The following is a 20,559-nucleotide window of genomic DNA, read 5'->3' on the forward strand; positions in this document are numbered from 1 at the left end:
GGCGGCCGTGGCCGCCACGCCCGTGGCCAGCCAGGTGGCGCGGTCGAACAACAGCGACAGCAGCACGCCCAGCAGGGCCAGCACGCCCGCAAAGCCCAGGCCCCAGGACAGCGGCACCGCATTGGCCAGCAGGATGCCGGCAATGGAGGGCACCTGCCAGGCGACCCAGTTGGTGGCGGCCGCGCCCCAGAAATAAGGCATCTGTTCGGGCTGGGACTGGGGCTCCGGGAAGCGTTTCATGAAGGCCACGTAGATCACGTCACCACTGAAGTAGCCAATGGCCAGGCGCTCGCGCAGGGGCCTGTGGGCAAAGTAGCTGCGCCACATGCTGCTGAAGATGACGAAACGCAGGTTCACGCACGAGGCCGTGAGCCAGATCACCCACAGCGGCGCCCCCACGGTGAGCAGCGGAATCACGGCCAGTTGGGCGCTGCCCGCATAGACCACGAGCGACATCAGCAGGGCCAGCGACACGGACATGCCGCTCTTGACCATGGCCACGCCCGTGACCAGACCCCAGGCCGCAATGCCCAGGGAGGTGCCGGCCATGTCCACGGCGGCCAGGCGGAAATGCGGATCGCGGACGGTGCGCGAGACTTTCTGCGCCAGGGTGCTCATGGCGCACCGCCAGCGCCGAGCGCCACCCCCAGCACCGCACCGGGTTGCAGCTCGTCAAAGCCGCGCAGGAAATCCGCCGCGGCCAGGCGCTTGCCACCGGCACGCTGCAGGGTGGTCAGGCGCAGCCTCCCCGTACCGCAGGCCACGGTGACGCCCGCGCCATCGGCAACCAGGACCTGCCCGGGCACGGCCCCGGCAGGGGCATCCCCCGCCTCGGGCAAGCCAGCCCACAGCTTGATGGTCTCCTCACCCAGGCGGGTGCTGGCGCCGGGAAAGGGATCGAAGGCGCGGATGCGCTGGCCGATGGCCTGGGCAGGCTGCGACCAGTCGATGGCGCTCTCGGCCTTTTCGATCTTGTGCGCGTAGGTCACGCCCTCGGCCGGCTGCACCACGGGCGCCAGGCCGCCGCAGGCCGCCAGCTCCAGGGCCTCCACGACCATGCGGCCACCCAGGTCGGCCAACCGGTCGTGCAGGGTGGCGGTGGTGTCGCTCGTGGTGATGGCGGTGCGTTCGGTGAGCAGCATGTCGCCCGTGTCCAGGCCCGCATCCATCTGCATGATAGTGACGCCGGTCTCGGCATCCCCGGCCTCGATGGCGCGGTGGATGGGTGCCGCGCCGCGCCAGCGCGGCAGCAGGCTGGCGTGGATGTTCAGGCAGCCCAGGCGCGGTAGGTCCAGCACCCACTGGGGCAGGATCAGGCCATAGGCGGCCACCACCATGGCGTCGGCCCGGGCGGCCAGCAGGGCTTCGCGCGCCGCGGCCGCATCCTCGGGGTACTTGCCATCCAGGCGCAGGCTCCTGGGCTGCACCACGGCAATACCGTGGTCCAGGGCGCACTGCTTGACGGGGGAGGCCTGCAGCTTCATGCCCCGGCCGGCAGGACGGTCAGGCTGGGTGAGGACCAGGGGGACGGTGAAGCCGGCCTTCAACAAGCGCTCGAGGGCCACGCGGGCGAACTCGGGCGTACCGGCAAAAATGACGTTCATGGGGGTTTCTGCAACACAGACGATCAGTCTCGTCCTTTGTCGGTATTGGGGATGTCGTCGGTGAAGCCGATGCGGCGGACCACGCCGGCAGGATCGAGGTGCACGTGGGCAAAGCGCGGGTCGGAGCCCTGCTTGAAGCGGTAGGTCCAGATGTCACCGTCCCAGCGGGCCACCCGCTCCACCCGCAGCGGCGGGCCGAAGGTGCGCTGCAGGTCGGTCTGCGTCCACTGGTCCAGGGGAATGCTCTCGAGCCGGGTCTGGGTCAGGACCTGCTCGGCGCGCACCAGCCTGCCGCTGGTGTCAAAGTCGAGGTTGTACACCTCGGTGCCGGCAGGCAACTGCGAATAGAGCAACCGCTCGCCCTGCGGCAGGGAGTGGACGGCGGTGGGCTGTCCCTGCCGCGCCAGTACCTGGGCGCGCGGGGTGCCCAGCGGCTCGCTCAAGGGCACGGCACAGGCCGCCAGGCCCGCCACCAGTGCCAGCGCTGCGGCACCGCGCAGCACGCGGGGCACCACCAGGACCGTGCGCGGCAGAAGGCATCGAAGCGAAGCGCTCGAAAACCGGGGACCGCGGGGTAGTACCGACAAGCCCAGGGTAGACGCCTGGGCGCCGGAGGTGGTGCCCAGCGAGACCGGTCTATCGGGCGTTGCAGCCGATGTTCCTTCTGCCGCGCACGCTCCTGGGCCCATCAGCGGTTCTCCCGCTGCTGCTTGACCATCTTGGTCTTGATGCGGTTGCGCTTCAGAGGGGACAGGTATTCGACGAAGACCTTGCCCAGCAAGTGGTCCATCTCGTGCTGGATGCAGACCGCCAGCAGGCCCTCGGCCTCGACGGTGCGCGACTGGCCCTCGGCATCGAGCGCCTTCACATGCACGGCGTCGTGGCGCTCGACCCCGTCGTAGATGCCGGGCACCGAGAGGCAGCCCTCGTCGTTGACGTGCTTTTCGGCGCTGGCCCAGACGATTTCGGGGTTGATCAGCACCATGGGCTCGTTGCGCCCTTCGGAGACGTCGATCACGATCAGGCGCTCATGCACGTCGACCTGGGTGGCGGCCAGGCCGATGCCGTTGGCGTCGTACATGGTGGCCAGCATGTCGGACACCAGGGTCTTCAGGCGTGCATCCACGGCCTCAACGGGCCGGGCGACCTTGTGAAGCCGGGGGTCTGGATAACAGAGAATGGGGAGAATTGCCATGGAATCGGGTAATAGATGTCGCTATTTTCGCCACTTTTGCCCAAAGCTGCAGATACTCAACCCAATAATCGTTGCCGAATCAAGGGCTTGAGCAGAGAATCTAAGAAGGTTTGTAACGTATTCGTCCGGCTGCTTGCATGTGCAACACAGTTCGGACGCCAGTGAGGGGGCGTTTCACAATGCATCAAAAAAGGATCCACATGACGGCATTCACCAGCGCGCGGCTAACCGCCCTGGGCGCCCTGACCGTGGCCGCAGGCGCTTTGCTCGTCGCACCGGCCCAGGCGCAAAATCACCCCATTTCCGGCCAGCAGCGCGCCACAGCGCAGGAAGTGTCGCAGCGCGGCGTTCCCGTGGCCGACCTGGCACCCAACGCACCCGATTTGTACGTGGTCAAGCGTGGCGACACGCTGTGGGGCATCTCCGGCCTGTACCTGAAAAGCGCCTGGCGCTGGCCCGAACTGTGGGGCATGAACATGCAGGCCCTGCCCAACCCGCACCTGATCTACCCGGGTCAGACGCTGTACCTGGACAAGGAAGGCGGCTATGCCCGTCTGCGCACTACTGCTCCGGGCAGCGGCTCCGCCTCGTCCGGCACCGTGCGCGTTTCGCCCAGCACGCGCAGCGACAGCCTGTCCAGCACGGCGCTGCCGACCCTCAAGCCGCACCTGATCGAACCGTTCCTGGTGGAGCCGGTGGTGGTGGACGCGAACGTGCTCCAACGCGCACCGCGCGTGATCGCCACCCAGGAAGAGCGCGTGCTGATGGCCAGCGGTGACCGGGCCTACGTGCGCGGAGATGCCGCCACGCCCCTGACGATGGAGCCGGGCGAGCCGCGCCAGTTCCGCGTGTTCCGCGACGCCGTGGCCCTCAAGGATCCCCAGACGGGCGAGGTACTGGGCTACGAAGCCCAGTACCTGGGCAAGGCCGAACTGGTGCGTGGCGAGAGCTTCGAGAAGTCCTCCAACGGCAAGGGCGGCATCCAGACCGACTATGTCCCCGCCACGGTGGACCTGACCGGCGCCAAGGAAGAAATCCGTGCCGGCGACCGGCTGCTGCCGGCCCCTGCGCGCGAGTTCATCAGCTATGTGCCCCGTGCGCCCCGCGATGGCACCGAAGCCCGCGTGGTCTCCATCTACGGCAGCTCTGCCTCCGGTGCCTCGGCAGGCTCGGCCGGCCAGAACCAGGTGGTGGCCATCAACCTGGGCACCCGCAATGGCATCGAGGCCGGCCATGTGATGCGCCTGATGACCAAGGGCGACGTGATCAAGGACAAGACCGATCCCAAGCTCCCCATGATCAAGCTGCCCAGCGAGAGCAATGGCCTGGCCATGGTGTTCCGGACCTTCGACCGGGTCTCCTACGCGCTGATCCTGGAAATCCGCACTGGCGTGCGCGTGGGCGACCGGCTGGTCAGCCCACAGGAGTGAAGCGCCAGCGCATCCCCCCTGCAATCGGCCCCCGGCCCGGCCTGCAGGGGAATGCGCCAGGCTTGTGAAGCCGGCGGGCCACGCCATGCCCCTCATGGACCACGACGAATTGCAGGCCTGGCTCAGGCTGACGCTGTCGCGCGGCGTAGGCAATGCCGCCGCGCGGCTTCTGCTGGCCCGCTTCGGCCTGCCGCAGGCCATCTTCGGGCAATCGGAAGCAGCCTTGCTGGAGTGCGTGACCCCGGCCCAGGCCAAGGCCTTGCGCGCCATCCCTCCCACCCTGGCGGACCTGGTGGAAACCACCTGGGAATGGCTGCAGGATGCGCCCGAACCCGAAACTGCAGCCCGCACGCTGCTCACGCTGGGCGACGCCGGCTATCCGCGCACGCTCCTGAACACCGACGATCCCCCGCTGCTGCTGTACCTGATGGGGCCCGCTGCACGCCTGGCGTCCGAGCATCCGCTGGGCGAACGGCCTTGCCTGGCCGTGGTGGGCAGCCGCAATCCGACGGCCCAGGGCGCGGAGCATGCACGGCAGTTCGCCAAGTCCTTGCACGGCGCCGGCCTCACCATCGTCTCGGGCCTGGCGCTGGGGGTGGATGCGGCGGCCCATGAGGGTGCCCTTGAGAGCGCCGGCCTGGGCGAAGACCAACCCGCGACCATTGCCGTGGTCGGCACCGGGCTGGACCGGGTCTACCCGGCAGCCAACCGGGCACTGGCCCACCGCATCGCCCGGCAGGGACTGCTGGTGAGCGAGTACCCCCTGGGCACGCCACCGCTGGCCCCCAATTTCCCCAAGCGCAACCGCATCATTTCCGGGCTCTCGCAGGGCACGCTGGTGGTCGAGGCAGCCCTTGCCTCAGGCTCGCTGATCACCGCCCGGCTGGCGGCGGAGCAAGGCCGCGAGGTGTTCGCCATCCCGGGCTCCATCCACTCGCCCCAGTCCCGTGGATGCCACGCACTCATCCGACAGGGCGCCAAGCTGGTGGAGTCCGCCCAGGACGTGCTGGAGGAATTGAGCCTGCCCGCTGCGGCCGCCGCCCCGGCGGGCGCCTCGGGTCCGCAAGGCATCGGGCGTGGGCATCCGCGGCAGGACAGCCCCCTGTTGCAGGCCCTGGGATTCGACCCCATGGGCCTGGATGCCCTGCTGGCCCGCACCGGCATGGACGCGGCCAGCCTGCAGGTGCAACTGCTGGAACTCGAACTGGCGGGAAACGTGGCGCGCTTGCCTGGCGGACTGTTCCAGCGCATGGGAACAGCGTAGCCCGCACCAGGGGAGCCCCGCAGGCACTACTGCCGCGCCTGCAGATCAGCCCAGCAGGCGCTCCGGATTGGCGTCGAGCTTGGCCAGCGCGTCGCGCGTGGCACGGGTGGTGATGCCCTCTTCGTCCTGCGCCACCAGCAGGCCGGCCTGCAGGTAGGCAGCCAGACGCCGCAGCTGGATCAGGTAGCTGCTGCCATCCACCGCGGCGAACAGGTGCAGCTGCTTGCGCTGGCTCTGCCAGGCGTACTGCACCTGGGCCGATGCCCCGTTGTGGTCCAGCGTGTACCAGGTGCCGGGCTTGAGTTCCTGCGCCCAGACGACCATGCCCTCGTCCACCGGCGCGCCGTTGTCGGCCACGACGTGGATCGACGAGGCGTCGATGCCCAGCATCATCTCGATGTTGTCGGCATTGAGCGGCATGTCGCCCAGCGTTGCATCGCTGATGAAATCCTCGAGATTGGCCAGGCGCTTGGCCATGGCCTCGATGTGCGCCTGCGGGATCGATGCGGTCTTGGACAGGAAGGCATCGGCCAGCGTGTCGGTGAGCGTCTTGATCAGGGCGTCCTGCGGGGCGTCATGGATGCCCATCAGCGCCAGTCCCTGGCGCAGGCGCTGCAGCAAGCCGGGCAGGTTCTGGATGACCTGTGCCCGGTCGCTGCGGTTGGGCTTGGCGCTGGCGGCCCACACCAGGTCGGCGGCCGTGCGCTTCAAGGTGATGGTGTCGGCATGCTGGGCGCCATCGCGCACGGCCGACAGGGCCAGCACCTCGGCCCAGGTCTTGAACAGGAACTCGCGGATCTCGTCACGCACCGGCATGTCCTTGAGCATGGTGCGCATCTCGATCGTGTACTGGATCGCCAGGGTTTCCTTCTGCTCGACCTGCTGGGCCACGCTGACCAGGCGCGAGGTGGCCTGCTTCTCGGTGAGGAACTTGGACAGGAACTTCTCGAACTCGTCGTAGACCAGCTGGAACACGCGGCGACCGGTCTCCGGGTACTGCTCGATCACCTGCACCACGCGGCGGATCTCGGCCTCCAGGGCGCTGCCATTGATGCTGGTGGAATCGAAGCCCATCACGCAGGCACCCATGCGGTCGATCAACTGGCGCGCAGGGTGGTCCAGGTTGCTGAAGAACTCGGGCTCGGCCAGGGCCACGCGCAGCACCGGCACCTGCAGGCGCGCAAACCACACGCGCACGGCAGGCGGGATGCGGTCTTCGGCCAGGATGCTCTGGAACATCAGGGCCACCACCTCGATGATGGCTTTTTCACCTGCGGTGGAGGCCTTGTTCTTGAACTCGGTGGAACGCTCGCGCACGGTACCGGCCAGCTGCACCACGGCAGCCGGGCTGTAGTCTTCCATGAGCGTGGCCACACCGCTGTAGTAGGTGTCCGCCTGGACGCGCTGCGCCGACAGCGCATGGGCCAGGGCCGCAGAGGCCGGCGGCGCCTTGACCATGTCGAAGCCCGTGGCCGGCTGGGTGAGCAGCCGGCGCAACTGGCCCATGACACCCTGTGCGCGCTGGCGCGCGCGGATCAGCGGCGTCATGCCGGTCGCAAAGCCCATGCCCATGCCGCCGCCGGGGGCCATGGGATAGCCCGGGCCTGGCGGCATATAACCCCCTTGCATGTGCTGGGGCTGCATCTGCTGCGGGTACATGCCCGCGGCCGCCGCCTGGCGACCTGCCGCAATCGCCTCGCGCGACTGTGCCAGCGCCTGCGACGCCAGGCCTGCCGGACCGGAATCGCCACCGCCCGGTGCGCCGCCACCGCCACCGCCCCCGGTGCGCCGCACGCGCGAGCGCAGGTCGGACTGCACTGCCACACCCTGCTCCACATAGAAGGCATTGGTGGCCTGGTACTGCTTTTGCAGCACGTTCGCCAGTTCCCGCTGCAGGGGATCCACCACGGTGAGCAGGTCGGTGCGCGGCAAACCCGCCTCCACCCACTGCTGCACCAGCAGCAGGCAGATGGTTTCGGGGCGCAGGATGTCGCTGCTGTCTATCTCCTGCCCCTCCAGCGACTGGGTGCGCTGGCGCAGCGCATCGAAGTGCTGGCCCGCCTGCTCGGCCACGGTCAACGCCATGCGCGAGGCGACGATCTTGTTTTCCACCACATCGTCGCTGAGCAGCTCGAACGACAGGCTGAGGTTGTTGCCGCCCGCTGCGGTCAGCCCCGAGCGCGCGCTGGTGTGGGGCGCCAAGGCCTCCTGCCATGCCTGGCTGGTGGCCGATACCCACTTGGCATGGTGCTGCTGGTAGAGCATCCAGGTGTCGCGGCGGGACTGCATCTCGCGCGCGGTGCCGGTCTGCGCGATCAGCACGCCCAGGAAATCAGCGACGGTCTTGTCCACCTCCGCCAGCCCTGCGCAGAGCCCCTCGACGAACCGCTGGCGCGCCAAGCGTGCCAGGCGGCGCTGCGGTGAGGGGGCAGGGGAGTTTTGCATGCGCCAATATTAGCGGTTCAGACGGCGGCCCCGGCGTTGGGATCGTTGGGATCGCCGTCCTTTTTGGTAGTGGTCTTGATCAGGTCTTCGCGCTTGACGCCCAGCCACATGGCAATCGCCGCGGCCACGAACACCGACGAGTAGATACCGAACAGGATACCAATGGTCAGCGCGAGAGCAAAGTAATGAAGGCTCGGGCCGCCGAAGAAGAACATCGACAGCACCATCGCCTCGGTGGACGCGTGGGTGATGATGGTCCGGCTCATGGTGCTGGTGATGGCGTGGTCGATCACCTCGTGCGTCGTCATCTTGCGGTACTTGCGGAAGGCCTCGCGGATCCGGTCGAAGATCACGACCGATTCGTTGACCGAATACCCCAGCACGGCCAGCACGGCCGCCAGCACCGACAGCGAGAACTCCCACTGGAAGAATGCGAAGAACCCAAGGATGATCACCACATCGTGCAGGTTGGCGATGATGGCCGCGACCCCGAACTTCCACTCGAAGCGAAAGGCCAGGTAGATCATGATGCCCACCACCACCATCGCCAGCGCCATCAGCCCACCGTGCACCAGTTCCTCGCCCACCTGCGGTCCGACGAACTCGGTGCGGCGCAGCGTGACCTCCGGGTCGGCAGACTTGAGCGCAGTGAGCACCCGCTCGCTCTGCTGGGCCGAAGTCACGTCCTTCTGCACGGGCAGGCGGATCATCACGTCGCGAGCGGAGCCGAAGGTCTGCACCTGCACGTCCGGGTAGCCCAGCGCCGACACCGTCTCACGCACCTTGGAGAGCTCGGCCGGCTGGCTGTAGGCCACTTCCATGACCGTGCCGCCCGTGAACTCCACCGACAGGTGCAGCCCGCGTGTGAGCAGGAAGAACACCGCCAGCGCGAAAGTGATGAAGGAGATCGCGTTGAAGATCAACGCGTGCTTCATGAAGGGGATGTCTTTTTTGATGCGGAAAAATTCCATGGCCGCTGTCCTTTAGTTCGTTTTGGCCACAGCGGTGTCGGCGTCCGGCTTCCAGATCTGCCCGATCGACACGCTCTTGAGCTTCTTCTGGCGCCCGTACCACAGGTTCACCAGGCCGCGCGAGAAGAACACGGCCGAGAACATGCTGGTCAGGATACCGATGCAGTGCACCACGGCAAAGCCGCGCACCGGGCCGGAGCCAAAGGCGAGCAGGGCCAGACCGGCGATCAGCGTGGTCACGTTGGAGTCCAGGATGGTCGCCCAGGCGCGCTCGTAGCCCGCATGGATGGCCGCCTGCGGCGACAGGCCGGCGCGCAGCTCCTCGCGGATGCGCTCATTGATCAGCACGTTGGAGTCGATGGCCACGCCGATGGCCAGCGCCATGGCGGCGATGCCGGGCAGCGTGAGCGTGGCCTGCAGCATGGACAGCACGGCCATCAGCATCAGCACGTTGACCCCCAGCGCGATGCTGGAGAACACGCCGAACAGCATGTAGTAGAAGCACATGAAGGCCGCGATGGCCGCTAGGCCCCAGACCACGCTGTGGATGCCGCGCTCGATATTGTCGGCACCCAGGCTCGGGCCGATGGTGTATTCCTCGATGATTTCCATGGGCGCGGCCAGCGAGCCGGCGCGCAGCAGCAGCGCCGTGTCATTGGCTTCCGCCGTGGTCATGCGGCCCGAGATCTGCACCCGGCCGCCACCGATTTCACTGCGGATCACGGGGGCCGTGACCACTTCGCCCTTGCCCTTTTCGAAAAGCACGATGGCCATGCGCTTGCCGATGTTGTCGCGCGTGATGTCGCGGAAGATGCGCGAGCCCTTGGCGTCCAGCGTGAGGTTCACGGTGGGCTCCTGGGTCTGGCCGTCGAAGCCGGGTTGGGCATCGGTCAGGTTCTCGCCGGTCAGGATGACCTGCTTCTTGACCACCACGAGCTGGCCGTTGCGCTCGGGGTAGCGCTCGGAGCCGAATGGCACCGGGCCGCGGCCCGACTCGGCCGAGCGGGCTTCGGTGCCCTCGTCGACCATGCGCACTTCCAGGGTGGCCGTGCGGCCCAGGATGTCCTTGGCCTTGGCCGTGTCCTCCACCCCAGGCAATTGCACGACAACACGGTCCAGGCCCTGCTGCTGGATCACCGGCTCGGCCACGCCCAGCTCGTTGATGCGGTTGTGCAGGGTGACCATGTTCTGCTTGAGCGCCTGCTCCTGCACGCGGCGCGTGGCCTCCGGCTTGATGGTGGCGCGCAGCTTGAATTCGCTGCCATCGGGCACGCTCGTCGTCACCAGGTCGGGGAACTGGTCGCTGACCAGGTTGCGGGCGGCCGTGACCGCAGCTTCATCGCGCAGGCGTACTTCGACGGCCTGGCCATCGCGGCTGATGCCGCCATGGCGGATGTTCTTGTCGCGCAGCGCGGTGCGCAGGTCGCCGGCATACGACTCGGCCTTCTTGGTCAGGGCCGCCTGCATGTCCACCTGGAGCATGAAGTGCACGCCACCGCGCAGGTCCAGCCCCAGGTACATGGGCATGGCACGAATGGAGGTCAGCCACTTGGGCGACAGCGAGATGCGGTTCAACGCGACCACATAGGAGGGATCGGACTCATCGGGCACCAAGGCCTTCTGGATGGTGTACTTGGCCTTTTCCTGGTCTTCCTGCTTCTCGAGCCGCGCACGCAGGGAGGCGCCCTCCAGGCTCACAGAGGCTGTCGGGACTTCTGCCGCTTTGAGCGCCTCTTCCACCCGCTGCTGCAGCGCAGCATCCACCTTCACGGAAGACTTGACGGCAGACACCTGCACAGCAGGTGCCTCGCCAAAGAAATTGGGCAGGGTATACAGGGTCCCCACCAGCAGCACGATCACCAGGATCGCGTACTTCCACACCGGATATCGGTTCATGATCGCGCTCTTGCCTCTTGGAAAGCTTCAGGGGGCGCCGCCCGCACGGGCCGGGGCGCCCCGGATACAGGGGGCTTTGCGGCCTTACTTGACCGAGCCCTTGGGCAGGACCTGCACCACGGCACTGCGCTGCAGCTGGATTTCGACGCCGCTCGCGATTTCCAGGTGCAGAAAGCCTTCGGACAGGCGCGTGACCTTGCCGACGATGCCGCCTGCGGTCGCCACCTCATCGCCCTTGGCGATGGCGTCGATCATGGCGCGGTGCTCCTTTTGCTTCTTCATCTGGGGGCGGATCATGACGAAGTACAGCACCACGAACATCAACACCAGGGGCAGCATGCCGGTGAGCGAGGACATCATGTCACCACCGCCCGCAGCGGCGGCGGGAGCGGTCTGGGCAAAAGCAGAAGAAATAAACACGGACGAAACTCCACAACGGATGGTCAAAACACACTGAAAACCGCCTGCAGACAGCGCCTGCGCGCTCACCGGGCGGAACAGGACATTGTATGCGGCCCCCCGCCACGCCCCCAAGGGGTATGACCCAAGGTGGCAGCGGGTGTTTGTTGCTCTCCACAGAATGCCCTCTCAGGCAAGCCTGCAAAGACTCGAAAGCTACATTTTCAATAGCAAAAAGCCCGCGCAAGCGCGGGCTCTCCGATCAAGGTGCGGCCAGGCCGCCCCACTTCAAGCGGCCTGGCGCTGCGTCTGCACCGCACCGCCCTGGCGCCATTGGGCCATCAGGCCAGCCCACTTGGGTCGGGCCGCAGCCAGGTGGCGCTCCTTCACATGGCCATAGCCACGGATCTCTTCGGGAATGCGCGCAATCTCCACGGCCAGCGCCAGGTTGTCGGCGCTGAGGCTCTGCAGCAGCTCGTCGAGGCAGGCGCGGTATTCCACGATCAGTGCGCGCTCCATGCGGCGCTCCTCGGTCTTGCCGAACAGGTCGAACGCCGTGCCGCGCAGGCCCTTGAGCTTGGCCAGCACGCCGAAGGCGCTGCGCATCCAGGGGCCAAAGGGCTGCTTGACCAGTTCGCCCCGGTCGTTCTTCTTGGCTGTCATGGGCGGGGCCAGATGGTGCACCAGCTTGTAGTCGCCCTCGAACATGTTCGCGATCTTGTCCGTGAAGGCCTTGTCGGTGTGCAGGCGCGCCACCTCGTACTCGTCCTTGTAGGCCATGAGTTTGAACAGGTAGCGGGCCACGGCTTCCGACAGGCGGGTGCCGGTACCGAGCTTTCCTTCGGCGGCGCGCACCTTTTCCACGAAGGCCGTGTACTCGGCTGCGTAGGCGGCGTTCTGGTAGCCCGTGAGGAAGTCGACGCGCTTGGACAGCATCTCGGTGATGGACGGCTTCTTGACGAACTCGATCACCTGCGCGGCCTGGAACAGCGACTGCACGGCCTTCAGCTCATGGGCGCAGCGGCGACCCCATTCGAAGGCTGCCTTGTTGTTGTCCACCTGCACGCCATTGAGCTCCATGGCGCGCATCAACGAAGCGAACGACAGCGGCACGCGGCCCTTTTGCCAGGCATAGCCCAGCATCAGCGGGTTGGTGTAGATGCTGTCGCCCAGCAGCTGGGTGGCCACCTGCTCGGCATCGAAGCTGCCCACGCCACCGGCCCCCACGGCCGCCGCGATGGCGCTGTCGCAGTTGGCGCCCGGGAACTGCCAGTTGGGATTGGTCACGAAGGCTGCCGTGGGCGTGCCATGCGTGTTGAGCGCCACGAAGGTGCGGCCCGGCTGCATCACGGCCAGCGTGTACTTGTGCGCCGCGACGATGGAGTCGCAGCCGATCACCAGGTCGGCCTTGGCGGTGTCGACCTTGGTGGTGTAGATGGCCTCGGGGCGGTTGGCGATCTGGATGTGGCTCCAGGTGGCGCCGCCCTTCTGGGCCAGGCCGCCGGCGTCCTGGGTGATGACGCCCTTGCCGTCGAGGTGCGCTGCCATGCCCAGCAGCGAGCCGATGGTGATCACGCCCGTGCCGCCCACGCCGCCGACCACGATGCCCCAGGCCGCTTCGGCCACGGGTAGCACCGGCTCGGGGATGGCCGGCAGGCTGGCCAGGTCGCCCTTCTTTTCCTTCTTGGGCTTCTTGAGCTTGCCGCCTTCCACCGTGACGAAGCTCGGGCAGAAGCCATTCACGCAGGAGTAGTCCTTGTTGCAGGTGCTCTGGTTGATGCGGCGCTTGCGGCCGAATTCCGTCTCCACCGGCTCCACGCTCAGGCAGTTGGACTTGGTCGAGCAGTCGCCGCAGCCCTCGCACACCAGGTCGTTGATGACCACGGTCTTGTCGGGCGTGGCCAGGGTGCCGCGCTTCCTGCGGCGACGCTTTTCGGTGGCGCAGGTCTGGTCGTAGATGATGACCGTGCAGCCCTTGATCTCGCGGAACTGGCGCTGCAGCGTGTCGAGTTCGTCGCGGTGGTGCACCGTCACGCCCGCGGCCAGCGCCACGCCGTCGTACTTCTGCGGTTCGTCGGTGACGATGATGAGCTTGACCACGCCCTCGGACTTGAGGCTGTTCATGATCTGCAGCACCGAGTGGCCCTCGGGCCGTTCGCCCACCTGCTGGCCGCCGGTCATGGCCACGGCGTCGTTGTAGAGCACCTTGTAGGTGATGCTGGTGCCGGCCGCAATGCTCTGGCGGATGGCCAGCAGGCCGCTGTGGAAGTAGGTGCCGTCGCCCAGGTTGGCGAACACATGCTGGTCGGTGGTGAACGGGGCCTGGCCCACCCAGGTCACGCCTTCGCCGCCCATCTGCGTGAAGGTGGAGGTGTTGCGGTCGGGCATCCAGTTGGCCATGTAGTGGCAACCGATGCCGGCCACGGCGCGCGAGCCCTCGGGCACACGGGTGCTGGTGTTGTGCGGGCAACCGCTGCAGAACCAGGGTGCGCGCTCGCCGGTTTCCACCTTGAGCTCGGCCATGCCGCGCTCGCTCGCCTCGATGACGGCAATGCGCGCATCCATGCGGGCGATGATGTCGCTCGATACACCCATCTTTTTCAGGCGCTTGGCGATGGCCTTGGCGATGATGGCCGGCGTCAGGTCGGCCTTGGCGCGCAGCAGCCAGTTCTGGCTGGGGTTGGGCATGGACCATTCGCCGCCCGTGGCATCGCCCTCGGGCTCGTCGAACTTGCCCAGCACATGGGGGCGCACGTCCGAACGCCAGTTGTACAGCTCTTCCTTGAGCTGGTACTCGATGACCTGGCGCTTTTCCTCGACCACCAGGATCTCCTGCAGGCCCTGGGCGAAGTCGCGCGTGATGGTGGCCTCGAGCGGCCACACCACGTTGACCTTGTGCACGCGGATGCCGAGCTGGCGGCAGGTGTCGTCGTCCAGGCCCAGATCCACCAGGGCCTGGCGCGTGTCGTTGTAGGCCTTGCCGCTGGCGATGATGCCGAAGCGGTCGTTCGGGCCTTCGATCACGTTGTAGTTGAGCCTGTTGGCGCGGATGTACGCCAGGGCCGCATACCACTTGTAGTCCATGAGGCGCGCTTCCTGCTCCAGCGGCGCATCGGGCCAGCGGATATGCAGGCCGCCGGGCGGCATCACGAAGTCCTCGGGCATCACGATCTTCACGCGATCGGGGTCCACCGAGATGCTGCTCGAGGACTCGACCACCTCCTGGATGGTCTTCATGCCCGACCACACGCCCGAGAAGCGGCTCATGGCGAAGGCGTGCAGCCCCATGTCCAGGATTTCCTGCACGCTGCTCGGGAAGAACACCGGCGTGCCGCAGGCCTTGAAGATGTGGTCGCTCTGGTGCGCGGCCGTGCTGCTCTTGCTGATGTGGTCGTCGCCCGCAATGGCGATCACGCCGCCGTGCTTGGCGGTGCCGGCCATGTTGGCGTGCTTGAACACGTCCGAGCAGCGGTCCACGCCCGGTCCCTTGCCGTACCAGATGCCGAAGACGCCGTCGAACTTCTTGGATTGGGGGTACAGGTCGAGCTGCTGCGTGCCCCAGACGGCCGTGGCGCCGAGCTCCTCGTTCACCCCGGGCTGGAAGACGATGTTGTTGGCCGCCAGGTGCTTCTTGGCCGCCCACAGGGACTGGTCGTAGGTGCCCAGGGGCGAGCCGCGGTAGCCGCTGATGAAGCCGGCCGTGTTCAGTCCCTCCATCGCATCGCGCTGGCGCTGCAGCATGGGCAGGCGAACCAGGGCCTGCACCCCGCTCATGAAGGCCCGCCCGCTGTCCAAAGCGTATTTGTCGTCGAGCGTGACGGTCTCGAGGGCCTTGCGGATGTGCTCGGGCAGTGGGGCATTCATGGCTATGTCTCCATTGGCTTTTTTGTGGGATGCGCCCCTTGTGGGGGCGGTGGATCACGGCGCTGTCACCCGTTTAGGGCGGCACCTCCAGTGTGGAGACAAGTGTATGCCCGCGTCGCTGATATGTCTTTGCGTTGTGTGCCGTGTTTGGGCTATTCTGAGAAAGGATCTTTCTTGATATGGCCATTTTGTGAACACTCTCGACAAATTCGACATTGCCATCCTCAACGAGCTGCAGACCGATGCCCGGCTGACCAATGCCGAGCTGGCCCAGCGCGTGGGCCTGTCGGCCGCGCCCTGCTGGCGCCGCGTGCGCGCGCTGGAGGAAGAAGGCTTCATCAAGGGCTACCGCGCCGAGATCGACCGCAACAAGATCGGCCTGGGGGTGCTGGCCTTCGTGCGGCTCGACGCCGACCGCAGCACCGGCAACCTCACGCGCGAGATGGAGGACGCGATCGCCAAGATCCCCGAGGTCGTGGCCTGCCACTACATCAGCGGCACCGGCACCTTCGAGCTGCAGGTCGTGGCGCGTGACCTGGAGAGCTTTTCGCAGTTCGCACGCAATGTGCTGCTCAACCTGCCGAACGTGAAAGACATGCACACCAGCTTTTCGCTCGGCGAAGTCAAGGCCAGCGGGGCTCTGCCGCTCACGCACCTGGCCCGGACGAGATGATGACGCTACTTATTTTGTAGCAATTTGCGTTTTATGGACATGCGCCAGGGCCTATTTTGGCCGGATATCGGCGCTGACACGCCGCTGCGCACAGGGCTGGGACGGTGTCCGATGCCCAACCCCTGGCAAGGTAACAAGGCGTTCGGGCGTGGACTCACCACAGGGTGTGCTGTATAAGCCTGCGACGCCACAGCACAACCACCGCGGAACCACCCAGCTGCCGCGCGCACCCTCTCCACGACCGGGGTGCTTTGTCGCAATGCTCAGGGGTTGCGCGTTGGCCGGTGGGGCTAGAAATACGATGGCTTCTTTGGTACAGGCCGGCGGCCTGTCGAAGGAAGTCCCAAAGAGGGAGCGAGCGGCATGATCATCTGGGGCATTTTTTGGGGCGCGGTGCTGGGTTCCTGGTTTGGCGGCCATGGCGATTTCGGACCGTTCGTCGGCGCCATCCTGGGCTTCTTTGCCGGGCTGTCGTTGCGCTGGGCGGTGCGCTCCGCCATTCGTACCGAGTTGCAGGCGCAGGCCGCGAAGGCTGTCTCCCCGTCTTCTGCTGCGGCGGCGCACGCGGCGCCCACGGCCGAAGACCGGGCACAGGTGGCCTCGCCCTCACCGCCCCCCCCGCCGGTGACCCTGGACAAACGCCCGGACGCGGACGATCCGTTCTGGACTGGCGAACTCATGCCGCAAGGCCTGCCGCCCGCCCCGACCTCGGCCTCCACCTCGGCTCCGGTGCCTCCCGGCCCCGATGTACTTCGCCAGCCCGCCCCACCCAACCCCTTGGAGCAGGCCGTGCTTGCCGCCAGGAACTGGCTGCTGGGCGGCAACACCATCGTGCGGGTAGGCCTGGTGATTTTGTTCATTGGCCTGTCCTTCCTTGCGCGGTATGCCGCTTCGGCCGGGCTGTTGCCGGTCGAATTCCGCCTGGCTGCAGTCGCGGCGGTGGGCATTGCGCTGCTGGTGGTGGGCTTTCGCAAGCGCGCTGACAAGCCCGCTTTTGCGCTGGCCCTGCAGGGCGGTGGCGTGGCGGTCATGTACCTCACCGTGTTCGCCGCCTTCCGGCTCTACGGGCTGCTGCCACCGCTTTATGCCTTCGGTCTGATGATCGCGGTCTGCGCCGCCAGCTGCGCGCTGGCGCTGCTGCAGGACTCGCGCGCACTTGCCGTGGCTGCGTTTGCCGGTGGCTTTGCCGCACCCATCCTGCTGTCCACGGGTCAGGGCAGTCATGTGGGCCTGTTCAGCTACTACACCCTGCTGAACCTGGCCATTCTCTTCATTGCCCACAAGCGCTCCTGGCGCATGCTCAACGTGGTGGGCTTTGTCGCCACCTTTGGCGTCGCCTCGGCATGGGGTGCGCTCAAGTACCAGCCCGAGAACTACGCCAGCACGCAGCCCTTCCTTGCGGGCTTTGTGCTGATCTACCTTTGTGCTGCCATCCTCTATGCCCGCAACACACCCACCAAGCTGGGCAATGCCGTCGACACCATGCTGGTCTTCGGCACGCCGCTGGTGGGTTTTGGTCTGCAGGCCGGGCTGGTACAGCCTTTTGAGCTGGGCGCCGCCTTCTCCGCAATGGCCTTCGCCGCGCTGTACCTGGTGACAGCGACAGTGTTGGCGCGCCGCGCGCTGGACAGCTGGCGCCTGCTCGTCGAATGCTTCATTGCCGTTGGCGTGGGCTTTGCCACACTGGCCGTGCCGCTGGCGCTGGACGCTCAATGGACGTCTGCGGTCTGGGCGCTCGAAGGCGCAGGCGCTTTCTGGGTCGGCATGCGCCAGGCCCGCTGGATGCCGCGCGCCTTCGGGCTTGTGCTGCAGGTCGTGGCCATGCTGGCTTTCCTGGGCAGCACCTCCAGCATCTCGCCGCTGCCGCTGGTCAACCCTGCCTTCCTGGGCGCGTTGCTGATCGCGCTGCCCTCGCTGCTGCTGGCCTGGTGGTTGCGCCAGCCGCTGCCGCACAGCGGCTCAGCCTGGGCCCGGGGTTATGCGGGTGTTGAGGCGCGGCTGTCCAACCCGGCCTATCTCTACGGCTTTGTGTTCTGGTGCCTGGCCTGGCTCATGGAAATCACGCGGCGTGTGCCCGGCCTGGAAGCGGGCCAGTGGCCCACGTCGGTGTTCTCCGAACAGGTGACCGGACTGCTGGCCATGCTGGCCGTCGTGCTCAGCGCCGCGCTGTCAATGGTGCTGGGCCTTCGCACGCGCTGGGCAGTGGCTACCTGGCCGGCGCGCGGCACCATTGCCGTGCTGGCGCTGGGGTTGGTCGTGCAGGTGGCCGACGGCTACCGCGTGCTCGCCACCCCCGCCTGGGCCGTGTGGCCCGTCGTGCTGGCGCTGCATGTGTGGATGCTGCGGCAGACGGACCGCCTGCAGGTGGCGGCCGATGTGGATGGCAAGCCGGGTGCTCCCACCCCGCTCGTTGGCTGGTTCCATGCCGCCACAGCGTGGCTGGTGACTTTGCTGCTGGCCGACTGCCTGTGGTCCGGCATCGGCAAGGCTGAGCTGTGGCGTACCTCTTGGGCCGGTGTGGTCCTGCTGGTCAGCGCCATTGCGGTGTTGATGCTGCTGGCGCTGTGGGCGGGTCGTGGCAACCGGCTGGCAGCGCGTGCAGCGCTGCCTTGGCCGCTCAACCCGCATGCCGAGGCCTACTACTGGCTGGCGGCCCTGCCCCTGGCGGTGATGGTGTTCTGGGGCGCGCTGTTGGCGGCAGTGCATTCGTCAGGCCACACCGCGCCGCTGCCCTACATTCCACTGCTCAACCCCACCGACCTGACGCTCGCGCTCGCGTTGGGCGGCCTGGTGTTCTGGCGGCGGGTACTGCTTTCGGCGCTACCGCTCCCGGCCCGCTCGGGCTGGGTCACCGGGCGCCATGCGCTGCTGGCGTTGGCGCTGCTGGCGTTCATCGTGATCAACACCGTGTGGTTGCGTGTGGCCCACCACTTCTTCGGCGTGCGCTGGGATGCGTCTGCGCTGTTCGACAGCTTCGTGGTGCAGACCGGCTACGCCATCCTGTGGACGCTGCTGGCGCTCAGCATGATGGTGCTGGCGCACCGGCGCGTGCAGCGGCCGCTGTGGCTGGTGGGCGCGGGCCTGCTGGGCGGGGTGGTGGTCAAGCTGCTGCTGATCGATTTGTCCAATGCCGGCGGTGCCGAACGCATCATTGCCTTCATCGCCGTGGGTGTGCTCATGCTGGTGGTGGGCTACTTCGCGCCGTTGCCGCCCAAGGCGGCTGCCCGCGCGGAGCCTGCTGCTCCACCGCTGGCGCCATCGCAACAAGAAGCACTCCCATGAAGCCTGTCGCTCTGAACCTGCCCCTGGCGCTGGCCGCTGCCGCCCTGTCCCTGTGTGCCGGTGCGGCCCACGCGGTGACCGATGCCAGCAAGCCTGCGGCCTACGCCATTCGCATTCCCGTGACGCTTGCGGCCGATGCGCCGCTGCAGCGCATGCTGCTGCCCGCCGAGGTGCTGGTGCGCCTGCAAAGCCCGGGCTACGCCGACCTGCGCCTTTTCAACGGCACGGGCCAGCCCGTGCCCATGGCACTGGCCGGTGTGGCGGCGGCCAGCGCCCCCGAGGAGTCGGTGACCTTGCCCGCTTATCCCATCCTGGGCGCTGCCAGCGCGGGGACGGCAGGGCTCGAAGGCCTGTCGCTGCGCATCGAGGAGCGCCAGGGCCAGCGCGTGGTGCAGATCGACAGTGCCGGCACTGCAGGTCCTGCAGCCACACAAACCGTGCGGGGCGCGTTGCTCGACGCGCGCGATGTGCAACTGCCCGTGGCCCGCATGGCCCTGGACGCGGATCTGCCAGCAGGCCAACCCGTGACGTTCCAGGTGCAGGCCAGCAAGGACCTCAAGCACTGGCATCCACTGGCCGAGACCGTGCTGTACCGTGCCGACGCTGCGATGGCACCCACGGCACCAGGCCGCCTGGGCAGCGAGCAGATCGACCTGCAGCGCGCCGACCTCAAGGACCACTACCTGCGCGTGACCTGGGGCGACGCTGCCGTGACCTTGCGCGGCGTCAAGCTGGCTACCTCGACCAAAACGAGCCCGCGCGAGCGCGTCAACGCCAGCATGGCGGTGCCGCCACTGGGCAACAACCCACGCGAGCTGGTGTTTGCGCTGCCGTTTGCTACGCCAATCGCCGCGCTCCAGATCAAGCCGCCTGGCAACAATGTGCTGATCCCTGTGCGCGTGCTGGGCCGCAACCACCGCGAGCAGCCCTGGTCGCCGCTGGCGAGCGCGGTGGTCTACACGATGACCATGGAAGGCAAGGAGCAGGTCAGCGGCCCCATCGAGCTGGGCGGCGCCTCGCTGCGCGAGATCAAGATCGAAGCCGACCCCAAGACCCCCGGCTTTGCCGCCGCGCCCGAGATGGCGCTGCAATTCGAGCCCGCGCAGCTGGTGTTCCTGGCCAGCGGGCAAGGGCCCTTCACACTGGCGGCTGGGCTGCCCGGCGCCAGCGCGGCGGCCAGTGCCTTCCTGCCCCTGGCCAGCCTGGTGCCGGGCTACCAGCCCGCTCAGGAGAACCAGTTGCCCATGGCGCTGGCCGATGTGGCCCGGGCCGACATCACCGGTGGCAAGCCCGAAGACAGCGCGCGGGTGCCTGCTGCGGCCGCCAGCGGCGGCATCTCCACGCGCAGTGCCGTGCTGTGGGGCGTGCTGCTGGCGGGCGTGGGAGCGCTGGCGCTCATGGCTTGGCTGCTGCTGCGGCAGACCAGGCGGGCGGGCAACCACGCACCGGCTGAGCCCACCGATGCGGTGTGAAGGTGTACTGGGGGGAAGGGACAGGCCTGCAGTCGGCTATTTGGCGCTGACCGGCCACGGCCAC

Annotated in this window: 14 protein-coding genes; 5 read left to right on the forward strand and 9 right to left on the reverse strand. The window is 67.2% G+C overall.

Annotation, left to right across the window (positions count from 1 at the left end; translation table 11 throughout):
* The 4 genes from PMI14_RS28910 to def form a co-directional block, all read right to left on the reverse strand.
* A partial coding sequence (locus tag PMI14_RS28910; RefSeq protein ID WP_007860347.1) for an AzlC family ABC transporter permease occupies window positions 1–618 on the reverse strand: 618 nt, incomplete at its 3' end.
* Window positions 615–1,604, reverse strand: coding sequence for a methionyl-tRNA formyltransferase (gene fmt, locus PMI14_RS28915; protein WP_007860349.1), 990 nt, complete (start codon window positions 1,602–1,604; stop codon window positions 615–617). The genes PMI14_RS28910 and fmt, both read right to left, overlap by 4 nt.
* A 23-nt stretch (window positions 1,605–1,627) precedes the next feature.
* On the reverse strand, window positions 1,628–2,116 hold the full coding sequence (locus PMI14_RS28920) for a hypothetical protein (RefSeq protein WP_238541924.1): 489 nt from the start codon (window positions 2,114–2,116) through the stop codon (window positions 1,628–1,630).
* A gap of 176 nt (window positions 2,117–2,292) precedes the next feature.
* Window positions 2,293–2,799, reverse strand: coding sequence for a peptide deformylase (gene def, locus PMI14_RS28925; RefSeq protein ID WP_007860353.1), 507 nt, complete (start codon window positions 2,797–2,799; stop codon window positions 2,293–2,295).
* A 200-nt stretch (window positions 2,800–2,999) separates the two neighbouring features.
* Between def and PMI14_RS28930 the strand changes: the two genes are divergently transcribed.
* Window positions 3,000–4,229 carry a LysM peptidoglycan-binding domain-containing protein gene (locus PMI14_RS28930; protein WP_007860355.1) on the forward strand — a complete coding sequence of 410 codons (1,230 nt, stop codon included), beginning with the start codon at window positions 3,000–3,002 and terminating at the stop codon, window positions 4,227–4,229.
* Between the two features lie 94 nt (window positions 4,230–4,323).
* Window positions 4,324–5,493: a DNA-processing protein DprA gene (dprA, locus tag PMI14_RS28935; protein ID WP_035206273.1), complete on the forward strand. Its 1,170-nt coding sequence runs from the start codon at window positions 4,324–4,326 to the stop codon at window positions 5,491–5,493.
* Window positions 5,494–5,538: 45 nt separating this feature from the next.
* On the opposite strand, the gene PMI14_RS28940 is transcribed toward dprA, so the two are convergent.
* The 5 genes from PMI14_RS28940 to PMI14_RS28960 form a co-directional block, all read right to left on the reverse strand.
* Entirely contained in the window at window positions 5,539–7,938 is a 2,400-nt protein-coding gene (locus tag PMI14_RS28940; RefSeq protein ID WP_007860358.1) for a DUF1631 family protein, read from the reverse strand.
* 17 nt (window positions 7,939–7,955) lie between these two features.
* Window positions 7,956–8,909: a protein translocase subunit SecF gene (gene secF, locus PMI14_RS28945; RefSeq protein WP_007860359.1), complete on the reverse strand. Its 954-nt coding sequence runs from the start codon at window positions 8,907–8,909 to the stop codon at window positions 7,956–7,958.
* A 12-nt stretch (window positions 8,910–8,921) separates the two neighbouring features.
* Complete coding sequence (gene secD, locus PMI14_RS28950; protein WP_007860360.1) at window positions 8,922–10,805, reverse strand: protein translocase subunit SecD; 1,884 nt, start codon at window positions 10,803–10,805, stop codon at window positions 8,922–8,924.
* 84 nt (window positions 10,806–10,889) lie between these two features.
* Complete coding sequence (gene yajC, locus PMI14_RS28955) at window positions 10,890–11,225, reverse strand: preprotein translocase subunit YajC (RefSeq protein WP_035206274.1); 336 nt, start codon at window positions 11,223–11,225, stop codon at window positions 10,890–10,892.
* Between the two features lie 267 nt (window positions 11,226–11,492).
* Window positions 11,493–15,068, reverse strand: coding sequence for an indolepyruvate ferredoxin oxidoreductase family protein (locus tag PMI14_RS28960; RefSeq protein WP_007860362.1), 3,576 nt, complete (start codon window positions 15,066–15,068; stop codon window positions 11,493–11,495).
* Between the two features lie 190 nt (window positions 15,069–15,258).
* On the opposite strand from PMI14_RS28960, the gene PMI14_RS28965 reads away from it, so the two are divergent.
* The 3 genes from PMI14_RS28965 to PMI14_RS28975 all read left to right on the forward strand — a co-directional run bounded on the left by PMI14_RS28965 (window position 15,259) and on the right by PMI14_RS28975 (window position 20,495).
* Complete coding sequence (locus PMI14_RS28965; protein ID WP_007860363.1) at window positions 15,259–15,741, forward strand: Lrp/AsnC family transcriptional regulator; 483 nt, start codon at window positions 15,259–15,261, stop codon at window positions 15,739–15,741.
* Window positions 15,742–16,104: 363 nt separating this feature from the next.
* Window positions 16,105–19,023, forward strand: coding sequence for a DUF2339 domain-containing protein (locus tag PMI14_RS28970; protein WP_007860364.1), 2,919 nt, complete (start codon window positions 16,105–16,107; stop codon window positions 19,021–19,023).
* Entirely contained in the window at window positions 19,020–20,495 is a 1,476-nt protein-coding gene (locus PMI14_RS28975) for a DUF3999 domain-containing protein (RefSeq protein ID WP_007860365.1), read from the forward strand. Before PMI14_RS28970 ends, PMI14_RS28975 begins: the two co-directional genes overlap by 4 nt.
* Window positions 20,496–20,559 lie beyond the last annotated feature (64 nt).

The sequence above is a fragment of the Acidovorax sp. CF316 genome (assembly GCF_000276605.1).
Taxonomy (GTDB): Bacteria; Pseudomonadota; Gammaproteobacteria; order Burkholderiales; family Burkholderiaceae_C; genus Acidovorax.

Coding starts and splice junctions, on each gene's coding strand:
- fmt (WP_007860349.1), bottom strand. CDS start 1,604: ATGAACGTCATTTTTGCCGGTACGCCCGAGTTCGCCCGCGTGGCCCTC.
- def (WP_007860353.1), bottom strand. CDS start 2,799: ATGGCAATTCTCCCCATTCTCTGTTATCCAGACCCCCGGCTTCACAAG.
- PMI14_RS28930 (WP_007860355.1), top strand. CDS start 3,000: ATGACGGCATTCACCAGCGCGCGGCTAACCGCCCTGGGCGCCCTGACC.
- dprA (WP_035206273.1), top strand. CDS start 4,324: ATGGACCACGACGAATTGCAGGCCTGGCTCAGGCTGACGCTGTCGCGC.
- PMI14_RS28940 (WP_007860358.1), bottom strand. CDS start 7,938: ATGCAAAACTCCCCTGCCCCCTCACCGCAGCGCCGCCTGGCACGCTTG.
- secF (WP_007860359.1), bottom strand. CDS start 8,909: ATGGAATTTTTCCGCATCAAAAAAGACATCCCCTTCATGAAGCACGCG.
- secD (WP_007860360.1), bottom strand. CDS start 10,805: ATGAACCGATATCCGGTGTGGAAGTACGCGATCCTGGTGATCGTGCTG.
- PMI14_RS28960 (WP_007860362.1), bottom strand. CDS start 15,068: ATGAATGCCCCACTGCCCGAGCACATCCGCAAGGCCCTCGAGACCGTC.
- PMI14_RS28970 (WP_007860364.1), top strand. CDS start 16,105: ATGATCATCTGGGGCATTTTTTGGGGCGCGGTGCTGGGTTCCTGGTTT.
- PMI14_RS28975 (WP_007860365.1), top strand. CDS start 19,020: ATGAAGCCTGTCGCTCTGAACCTGCCCCTGGCGCTGGCCGCTGCCGCC.